This is a genomic window from Nonomuraea sp. NPDC050643 (assembly GCF_040654715.1).
In the GTDB taxonomy this organism is placed as follows: Bacteria; Actinomycetota; Actinomycetes; order Streptosporangiales; family Streptosporangiaceae; genus Nonomuraea.
The window spans coordinates 1-1,015 of sequence record NZ_JBFAIM010000195.1; the positions used below are offsets into that span (position 1 = coordinate 1).

Here is a 1,015-nt window from a genome sequence, read left to right on the forward strand (position 1 = left end):
TTCGACGTGGGCGCAGTGGGAGGCGTAGTCGACGTTGATTTTGCGGGCTCGGATCTGCCGGGTTTCCAGGTGTGCCAGGAGGTTGTCGATGGCGGTGGGGGTGCCGGAGACGATGGTGGTGGTGGGGCTGTTGATGGCGGCGATGGACACTTCTTGGGTGAGGAGGTCTTCCACATCGGTGGCGGGGAGGGAGATTGAGGCCATGGCTCCGTGGCCGGCCAGTTCTGTTAGGGCTTGGCTGCGGAGGGTGACGACGCGGGCGGCGTCTTCCAGTGACAGTGCCCCGGCGATGTGGGCGGCGGCGATTTCGCCTTGGGAGTGGCCGATGACGGCGTCGGGGTGGATGCCGTGGTGTTGCCAGAGGCGGGCGAGGGCGACCATGATCGCGAACAGGGCCGGTTGGACGACGTCGACGCGGTCCAGGGAGGGCGCGTGGTCGCGTTGGTGCAGTACGTCGAGCAGGGACCAGTCGGTGTGCGGGGTTAGGGCTTCGGCGCAGGCGTCCAGGTGCTCCCGGAAGACCGGGGAGGCCGCGTACAGGCGGCGGCCCATGCCGGGCCATTGACCACCTTGACCTGGGAAGACGAAGACTGTTCCACCAGTGGTGGGTGATCCTGTTGGGCTGGGGTGGGTGTCCAGGATGTGGTCCAGCACTGCGGGGTTGGGGCGGCCGGCTGCCAGGTCCTCGAGCGCGGTGATGAACTCTTTCGCGGTGGTGGCTATGACTGCTGCGCGGTGGGGGAAGTGGGCGCGGGTGGTGGCGAGGGCGTGGGCGATGTCGACTGGTCGGGTGGTGGGGTTGGTGCGGGTGTGTTTGGCGAGGTTTCGGGCTTGGGTGCGGAGGGCTTCGTCGTTCTTGGCGGAGATGATCCAGGGGACGACGGGGTTGTTGCGCGGTGTGGTCGTTTTGTGAGGGTTGTTGGGGGGTTGTTGGAGGATGAGGTGGGCGTTGGTGCCGCTGATGCCGAAGGAGGAGATGGCGGCTGTGCGGGGGTGGTCGGTGGTGGGCCAGGGG

At 67.3% G+C, this 1,015-nt stretch carries 1 protein-coding gene; it reads right to left on the reverse strand.

Annotation, left to right across the window (positions count from 1 at the left end):
* A partial coding sequence (locus AB0I15_RS66940) for an acyltransferase domain-containing protein (protein WP_358121247.1) occupies positions 1-1,015 on the reverse strand: 1,015 nt, incomplete at both ends.